The organism is Verrucomicrobiota bacterium, from assembly GCA_016871495.1.
Taxonomy (GTDB): domain Bacteria; phylum Verrucomicrobiota; class Verrucomicrobiia; order Limisphaerales; family VHDF01; genus VHDF01.
Genome location: VHDF01000008.1, coordinates 75,922 through 85,487, shown reverse-complemented (window position 1 = coordinate 85,487; position 9,566 = coordinate 75,922). Strand labels below are relative to the sequence as shown.

3 protein-coding genes are annotated in these 9,566 nt (G+C 58.8%); 1 reads left to right on the top strand and 2 read right to left on the bottom strand.

All coding sequences use genetic code 11. The features are described from left to right. Nucleotides 1-562: 562 nt before the first annotated feature. A complete protein-coding gene (locus FJ404_03335) occupies nt 563-829 on the top strand; it encodes a hypothetical protein (GenBank protein ID MBM3821917.1) in 267 nt (88 codons plus the stop codon). Here FJ404_03335 and FJ404_03330 read toward each other — a convergent pair. Next, on the bottom strand, nt 818-1,369 hold the full coding sequence (locus FJ404_03330; GenBank protein MBM3821916.1) for a hypothetical protein: 552 nt from the start codon (nt 1,367-1,369) through the stop codon (nt 818-820). The genes FJ404_03335 and FJ404_03330 overlap by 12 nt on opposite strands. Nucleotides 1,370-2,473: 1,104 nt before the next feature. Continuing rightward, entirely contained in the window at nt 2,474-8,824 is a 6,351-nt protein-coding gene (locus FJ404_03325; GenBank protein ID MBM3821915.1) for a tandem-95 repeat protein, read from the bottom strand. Nucleotides 8,825-9,566: the final 742 nt, after the last annotated feature.

Here is a 9,566-nt window from a genome sequence, read left to right as displayed (position 1 = left end):
AGTGCCAAGGAACTCGTCTCGCTGCCGACCGCCCCCTGAAGGCGGGTTGTGTTCCAGACTTTGGAAACGCCTGCGTTGCAAATCAGGCACTTACGCATCCCAATGCCGCCCAGTTGCGAAAGACAGGCTAGACGACAAGGTCGTCGACCGGGAGCGACCCAAGCCGCACCAATTGCTGAGCGACGATGGCTTCCAACTATTCCGGTGGCGTCGCCTGCTTGGGCGGAGCGAAGCCATAAAGGCAAATCCCCGACTTTCGGGAGGACAGTTTATCGGCAAGGGAAGTCTTCGTGGTGTTTCAAATCGCTGGCCTGCCGGTCAACCGCCCAACGTCGCGGATCACCGATGCCGCACCGGGGGTGTCCAGAAAGAAACCGAGGCGTCATCGCGGCGTTCAGAGCATCTGCTTGGTTCGGCGATCGGCGCGCCCAGCCCTCGGGAAACTCCGAGTCCCTCCCTGGACGCACCGTTGGGACTGAGCACTCGACGACTCGATGCACTCTCAGCGACCTTCGCGTCCTTTGCGTGAGGAACCTCATCAGCCTCACCCAAAGGTTGCAAGGTGCGCGAAGGAAGAAGTGCGAACGTCACTCGCAAGGACAATTCGCTCACCGACGCCGAATCGAATTCTCCCGAGATGATGATCGAACTGTTTTGCCGTCGCCCGGTCAAGTCGGCGGGAGGCCTTCGACACGACCACACCACCATGAACTCCCACCCGCTCTTCGCTCTCGTCATCGACTTCGATCGCTCCGATCAGAAGTCCGACCTCCATTTTATCCGCACCGCCTACTTCCCATCTTTGTTAGGCGACGATTCATGCATTTGACAGAGTCTTTTTTATCCTCATAAAACACGGTTCGCACATCCCATGGGTAAGGGTCGGGAGGTAAGAATGTTCGAATAGTCGCAGCCGACGCGCGGCCTCTTCAACCTCGACCCAAACACCGTCTACCTCGATCGCGTTGCACCAGGCGCACATGCGCAACAGAGATTCCGAGGGGCCTGCGCGATGCTGAAGCAGCGCTTGCGTCGCGCGGGTTTCCTCGGAAATCGTGCGCGTTCTGAACTCCACGCCCCCATCCTCGACGGAAACGACAGTCAGTTCCAACTTGCGGCGGCAGGCGGGTGAGTCACAGCGAAAGGAGAACCGGATCGAGCGGTCGTCCCTCACCCTTTCAATTACTTTTTCATACAAGTGACGGGTCGTCGGGTCACTAATGAAATCCCAAATGGGGCGGTGGAGCACCGCAGCCGTGAGGGCTGCATTGCCTTCATTGGCTGCAGCAAACTCGTCATACTGCTTGTTCGTGAAGCAGATTTTGTCTGCTGCGTTCACTCGGTAAACAATGTCATTGTTTGCGAACATGCGGACTGATCTTTGCACGTTTGATGAACGATGTGTGGTCGCCGAACGACCCCATAGAGGCTATCCGAAGGGGTTCGCCGCTGGCGAGGTAAGCGGAGCGAGACTCACACCTCGCCAGTGGTGAACCACTTCACCGCCGAATCGTATTTTCCAGAAATGATGATGGAGCTCTTTGGACATCCTAGGCCATGGTCCGATCTGGTTTCGCGCGCCGGCAGGCCAAGTCTGCCCACGACAAGTCGCCTGAACGACGGCGTGTCTCGGCGAAGATTAGGGCGAAGCCGGAGGAGGCTTTAGCGACCGGCCTGCCGGATGCGCTTGGTCCGCTCGCGACTCCTCAGACACCATCTCTGCTGCGATGACGACTTTTCTCCATGGCCGTCGCCCGGTCAAGCCCATGGGAAGCCCTCAACACGAGCACTCCACCATGGACTCCCATCCACTCATCGCTCTTTTCATCGGCCGCGATCGCTCTGATCTGAAGGCCGACTTCCATCTAATTCACACCCCCTCTGTCACCGTCACCAAACCAATCATCGACACGTCCCCGGAGGTCCTTCACGACGGGTTGGCCAAGCCGCGCGCTGCTTGGCCGCAACAGCGTGATCAGGGACTCATTTAGAGGATACATGACGGCCAGGGTGGGTCTGCCATTTCGAGCGAAGGCGGGTCAATCCATTCAACCGCTGACACCAGCATGGAAAGACTTATCGCACCTTCGTCCCTAGTTGAATTGTGAGAGGCGACCCCTTGCGCGCACCGCCCGGGACCCACGAGGCGGACGGACAGTTCTCACGGAGGCATAGAGACACGGAGAGAAAGCATCCGAAGCCTGTGTCACTTGCGGGGTCACCGGTTCAAGCGTGCTTCTCCATCTCCGAAACATCTTGGCTCCGTGAGGGCCTTGAGGGTTACGCTGTTGACGAACAGCCTAAGGGCGCCTCGGAAGAATTCCGCTCCGTCCTTTGCGTCCTTCGAGAGATCTCTGCGTGATGAAAAGCGAAATGACTCACGCCAAGGAATCTTCAAGATTTCTGTCCCCGGGGACCATCCCATGGTCAGGATGCTGTTTCCAATCTCGCGTCTGGTAACAGCTTGAGCCTGTCACCGGGTATCGTTTCTCGGGCGCACGCGGAAGAACTGTTGTTGTGTCTCCGGCACGGCGACCCAAGGCTGCCGCGCTGAAGGGAGTGGGGTCCAGGGGCCGTCCAGGGATGGAGCCGACTCGAGGATCATGTTTTCCTCCCACTGGAGGGCGAAACCCTGCTTTCCTGTGAGGGGGTTGATAGGATTGATGGAAATCTGGGGGCATACGACGGTGACAAAGAAAGAGCAGGTCTGTCTCTTTCCGTTCTCGTCCAAAACACATTTGACCTTTGTTTTCCCGAGGGGAAACACACTGCCTGATGGCGGGTTGCATTCGACCGGGACCTTGGTTCCGCAGGGGGTCGAGGCGAAGGCGTCGAAGAAGACTTGGGCTCCGCTGCCCTTATTGCAAGTGACCATCCGATCGTTGGGGCACTTGATGGTGAGCGCTCCGGTGTCCACCACTTTGAGCAGGGTGGTGCAGGTGGCGGTGTTTCCCGCTGCATCGGTGGCCGTCATCACGATGAGGTGCTCCCCGATGCCGACGAATGTTCCCGGGCTGGGCGTTTGGTTGAGCACCCGCACGGTGGGCAACGGACAATTATCCTTGACCTCGGTCTTGGGACGGAGATCCGGCACCTGGGCTCCGCAGACGACCTGGCCGGTCGTGATGGCGACGCCGGTTCCCACCGAGACAATCACTTCGTCCGGACAGGTGACGGTGGGCGGAGTGAGGTCGCCGAAATGAAGTCCACCCGGATATCCATAAGAATCGTAGAGATCCCATCCATAGACAATCACTCCGAAATCCAAGGTGGCTTCCATCGCGTGGGCGCCGGTGGGAATCGCGACTCGTGCCCAGGAAAGTCCGCTCCCGGGGATGGCGGCGAAGGCGGCCACCAGCGGAGCCCCGTTCAGTTTGATGGCGAGTCCCGTGGGAGCGACGATGTTGATGTAGTGCGAGCCGAAGGGCGCTCCGGCGGTGCAAATCATGTGGTCCTTCGAGAAGAACTGCGTCGCCGGAACATGGATCATGAAGGGGTCGGCGTCGACCACGTCGTCCGCGTCCGAGCTGTTCGCGAACTGGGAGACGAGCACGGGTTTGTCGGAGGCGATGCGCGCGGGGGCTGAGGGATGAATGACTTTGGATTGCCCACGGTTGAGCTGCGCCAGGGGAGCGCCGTTGAGGAATACCGAGGTCTTGTCTTGGGCGGCCAGGATGCGGACCGTGTCGCCTCCGGATCGTGTGGCCAGGGGCGTGACGACGTAACTCTTGGCCCAGGCATTGAGCGGAGCGGTTTGTTCAACGAGATAATCGCAGAACATTTCCGTTTTGGAATCCACATTGGCGCATTGATGTCCGCTGAAGAGCGCGATGGGCTTGTCAGACGAAACCAGGGTCCCGGAAAGATCCGTAGTGGCGTCATGAGGATCTCGCAACTGGTAAGTGTCGCCCTCGTTCAGGATGAGTTCGAAGGGTTCGCCTTTGGGATAGCCGAGCAGGGAAGTCGAGGGCGTGATGATCACTCGTGTCTCGTCTTCGGTGGCCACGATGGCGAATTGGGTGCCGTTGAGCGCGCTCACTCCCTCGTGCACGTTCCCATAGCCGCTGACCATGTATTCGGTTCCGATCACGCCCAAGGGCAGCGCCAGGAATCCGTCCGTGGTATGCTTCCGATGGCTGTATCCATACACCGCAACCGGATCGGATGAGACGATATGGACGCCCTTTTTCCTGACGACGTCGACGTCCTCACCGAGATCGGACCCGGCGGGCAGGGTGATCTTGACCGACATGCTGGCCGGGATGGTGAAGGGCTGTTTGAAGTTGATCCGGTGATTGAAAGTGACTTCGCCGGTCGTGCCGGGTTCTCCGACGATGCAAAGGCTCACGGGTGAACTCGGGGACGGATGAGGGTTATAGTTCCCGGGGAAGGTCACCCAGAAATCATCGCCTTTGTTGCTCAGGTCGCAGCCCTGGCTCTTGAGGCTCACGCGGTAGTCCTCCACTTCACCGTCGAGGGCGGGTCCGAGGAAACGTAACTTGCCGGTGGAAGAGAACCGGAACCGGGCGTAAGAGGATCCAGAACGGGCACTCGGTGGAACATTGAACGACAACTTGTTGGCGCCGGCCGTGAGCATGGCGCTGTTGAAAATCTGCTCGCCTTGATCGGCCCAGGTTTTATTCCGGTTGAAATCGAGCCACGCATCAAGGCGTCCTGGTTTGGAAGCGATGACGAGAATTTCGGCGGTTTGGCCGGCCACGATCGGTGTTTTGAATTCCACACCATCTTCGTCGTCGATTGAGGCAGGATTGGCATCATCGCCTTTGGCGTCATTGGCCGGTTGCCCATCTGATTCGGGATCGACCGATTTACCGAGGAAGAAGCCCGCCAGGATGGCGTGTCGGGCGCCGTTTTGGGAAAGCAGAGTCGGGTAACCGCCGCCCACGGTGGCCGCTAGCACGGTGGGGGCATCGCCAAAGTCCAATTTCAATTCTGTCGTGGTTCCCACGGCGAACCGATGATCTTCCACCTCGCCATCTTGAGCGAGTCCTGTGGTAGCCAACCCGCCTTTTCGGCTGAGTCGGAATCGAGTGAAGGCGTCTCCGGTCTTCGCCTCCTTGGGAACTTGGAAAGTGAGAATGTTGGCACCGACGGCCAGGGTTTGGGCGGAGAAGATCCGTTCACCAGGCTCGCTCCAAGTTTGATCGCCATTGAAGTCCACCCACGCGTCGAGGCGGCCACCTTCTTTCGACGTGTCGGTTAGGGTGACTCTGATTTGGGCGCTTTGGCCGGGAACGAGGGGTGAGGTGAGAAGTTCCACACCGTCCTCATCGTTTCCATTGCCGGCCAGGTCGTCCCCGGTGGCCAAGGAGTTGGGTTGTCCGTTCGCTTCGGAATCGGCGCGCGTTCCCAGCAGAAATCCCGGCACGAGCCCGTGACGGGCTCCATTCGAGGTTATCAAAGTGGGGAAGGCTCCCCCCTGTTCTTTGTCAGGCGCGTCGCCGAAATCCAATGACACCACGTTGATCGTGGCGGGAGGACTCGACACACTGCCGGCGCTGTTGCTGACTTTGACCGTGTAGTGGCCCGCTTGCTGGGCCTGGGCTGAACGCACAAGGTAAGCAGGTTCGATCGCGCCCGGGATTTCGATGTTGTTGAAGAACCATTGATACTGGAGTGGAGCTGTGCCGGTGGCGTTGACAAACAAGGTGATGGATTCACCGGCGAGAACGTTCTGGCTGGCAGGGCCATCGACCAATTTGGGCGCGACCACCCCGACCGACACGTTGATGGTGAAAGTGTCCGAACCGGTCAACTGGCCGTCGCTGACTTTGACGGTGACGATGGCGGTTCCGGGGCTGTTGCCGGGAGGCGTGACGAGGACGGTGCGGGAAACGCCCGATCCTCCCAGGACCACGGCGGAAACCGGAATCAAGGCCGGATTGGAGGTGTCCACACTCAGGATCAAATCCTCGGCCGGAGTCTCGACGTCTGAGATCGTGAAGGGGATGGCCCCGCTGTTGTTTCCGGTTTGCACCTGGGCATCCGGGATGTTGGAAATCGTGGGAGCGTCATTCACCGGGTTCACGGTGATTTGGAAGGATCGGGTGGCCGAGCCCGTGCCATCGCTTACGGACACGGTCAGCACGGCGGCGCCATTTTGATTGGACGTGGGAGTGGCCTTAAGGGTGCGTTCTGATCCAGAACCACCGAGCGTGAAACTGCCGGGGGGGAACAGTGTGTTGGAGCTCGATCCGACAGAGACGGTCAAGCTCGCCGCTGGCGCTTCAGCGTCGCTGATGGAGAACGTGAGGGTGGGGGTGGAAGCGTCCTCGTCGATCGTTTGATCGGAAATGCTGGAAATCGCGGGGAGGTCGTTGACGGGGTTTACCGTGATCAGGAAGGAGTCCGAGGCGGACACGATTCCGTCGCTGACACTCACCGTGATGGTGGCGGAGCCGGATTGATTGGAGGCGGGTGTCGCCGTCAAGGTGCGGTTTGCCCCGGAACCACCGAAAACGACACTGCCTGGAGGAAAGAGGGTGGCCGAACTGGAAATGAAGCTGAGGATGAGGCTTTTGGCGGGCGTCTCGGCGTCCCCGATCGTGAAGGGTATGACCCCGGTCGGTGTGTCCTCGTTGACCGATAGATCCGGAATATTCGAAATCGTTGGCAAGTCGTTGACGGATCCCACCAAGAGGACGAAAGAGTCAGACGCCGAAGCGCTTCCATCACTGACGGTCACCGTGATCGTGGCCACACCAAATGCACCACTGGCAGGCGTGACGGTGACCGTGCGGCTGGAACCGGAGCCACCGAAGACGATGTTGGCCGGGGGAACGAGAGCGCCATCGCTGGACGTGGCCGAAAGGGTCAAGCTTGCGGCGGCGGTTTCAATGTCATTGACGGTGAAGGCAAGGGCGCCCGTGTTGGAGTCTTCGTTGATGGATTGATCGGCGATGTTGGAAATCGTGGGTGGATCGTTGACCGGATTCACGGTCACATTGAAGGCGGTGCTGGCCGTGGTCGTGCCATCGCCCACGGTGAGCACGATGTTCGCTGATCCGGAAGCATTGAGGGCCGGCGTGAGGAGCAAAGTTCGAGTGCCGCCGCTCCCGCCAAACACGAAACTGGACGGCGGGAATAGCACGCCATCGCTGGAGGTGCCGGTAAGGGTCAAGCTTCCGAGGGGAGTCTCCAAATCGGTCAGGGTAAAGGTCAGCGGTCCCAACGCGGTATCTTCGTTTGTGGTCTGATCGCCGGTTCGGGAAATGGTGGGAGCGTCGTTGACCGGTTTCACGGTCACGACGAACGTGTCGGTGCTTGATGCGCTCCCGTCACGCGCGGTGAAGGTGACGTTGACGACGCCATTTTGGTTCAGGGCCGGCGTGAGGGTGAAGGTGGCTCCCGTTTTGGCGAGAGTCACGCTGATGTTATTGTCAGGCAGGATGGTTTGGTTGGACGAGCTTGGAGTGACGGTGATGACGGGAGAGTCCACATCCGTGACCGAAAAGCTGACCGGGCCCAGGCTCGAGTCTTCATTGAGGGATTGATCGGCAATGGGGGTAATGACCGGTGGATCGTTGACGGCATTGACAGTATAATTGAACTCCTGGCTTCTGCTGTTGCTACCGTCGCTGACGGTGACCGTGATCAGGGATGAGCCGGAGGCATTGAGCACCGGGGTCAACGTCAGCGTGCGGCTCGTGCCCGAACCGCCGAAAACAATCCCGGAATTCTGAATGACGGAGGTATTGGCCGAAGTCACACTCAAGACCAAGCTGCTGGCGGGCGTTTCGAGGTCATTAATCGTGAAAGCAATGGGGCCCAAAGGGGTATCTTCGTTCCCTGTTTGGCTGGACAACCCTGTCACGGTTGGGGGGTCGTTGACGTTGTTCACCACAATCGTAAAAGAGCGGCTCGAAGAGGCTGCTCTATCGCTGGCCGTCACGGTGATGATGGCCGTTCCGAATTGGTTCGCGGCAGGGGTGGCGATCAGCCCCAATGCCGTGGTGGTGAAAAATACGACGCTGCCCGATGGGAAGAGAACCGGGTCCGAAGATGAGGCGGTGAGGATCAGCGATCCGATGGGCGATTCCGGGTCGGAGATGGAAAGCCCGATCAACCCCGTACTGGTGTCTTCTTTGATGGTTTGGTCTTCGATGCTGCCCACGGAAGGTGGGTCGTTCACGGCATTGACGGTGACCACGAAACGGTCTTGGACGGAAACGGTCCGGTCGGATACGGTGACCAGAATATCCGCTGTGCCGCTCTGGTTCAGGGCAGGGGTAAGGGTGAGGGTTCGGAGGGCGCCGCTGCCACCGAGAACGATGCTTGAATTGGGGATGAGGGTGGTGTTGAGGGATACTGCGGTTACGTCCAAAGAAGTTGCCGCCGTCTCCACATCTCCCACGGTGATGTTCAATGGGCCCAATGCGGTGTCCTCATTCGTGGTCTGGTCGGGGGTAGCGGAAATCGTCGGCGGGTCATTCACTGCGGTGACCGTGAGGACGAAAACTTCGGTGTCTGTGCCAAACCCGAGGTCGTCGGCGGTGATGGTAATCTTGGTCACTCCGAACGCGTTGGCAATGGGGGTCACGGTGACGGTGCGACTGCCTCCAGTTCCTCCGAAAACGATGCCGGCGGAATTGACGAGCGCCGGATTACTCGAAGCACCGCTCAGCGTGGGCGCTCGGGAGACGAAACTCGTAAGGTTAAAGGCAATGGCGCCGGTGTTGGCATCTTCGGCGATGGTGCGATCCACAATGGCGGAAATGATAATGGCCTGGAGCGAGATCGCGCCCTGGAAGATTACCAGGACCAGAACTAGGAGCCGGTAGACGGGGAAAACGATCGACTTCATCGAGGGTAAGAATAGTGAGGGGACGCGGTTTGGTGCGATGGAAACGTCGATCGCCGAACCTACAGAATTTTCACGAGGGTTATATCCGAAGGCTCAACGGAAAGCGAGCAAAGTCTTGAAGGAAGGAAATTTTTTTGGGCTGAATGGTTTGAGGTTTGACTTTGGATGTGGAATTTGATTCCAATCTCGGCCACGTCATTGATGCCCGGTCCAACACAAAGAAGTATTTCGTTGGAAATCCTGGAGCCTCGAGTTCTTCTCTCGGCTGAGGTTGGGCTATTAGCGGCTGAGTTCATCCCCGCTCAGGACCAGCCGATCCCCCCCTCGCAGGCCGTTTCGCTTTCCGTTCCTTCGGTCATTGGAGGTGAAATCGCTCCGGGTAGTCCAGCGGCATCCTTGGAGAAAATCTTCGGAAGCTTGGCCGTTGATGCGGCTGAGTTTTCGGCTGAGGAGTCGACTGACGCACCCTCCTCGGACAATCCTGATTCCGATGCTTTGGAGCGTCCAACCAAGGGGGCAGATGAAGGTATCTTTGGTTCACATGATCCCAAAACGGACATAGATCCTATTGGCCCTATTTCCATCGTCGCTTCAGAGACTCAAAATTCCGGACCTTCGTCGAGCATGGATCGAGTCGGAGGGGGCGGGATTGTCGCTGGGGGTTTTCATGATGGGGAGGTGGATCCGTTAGATCGCGGACAAGTTTTGCAACCGAGGAGCGATCCTCCGGAAGCGTTAGTTT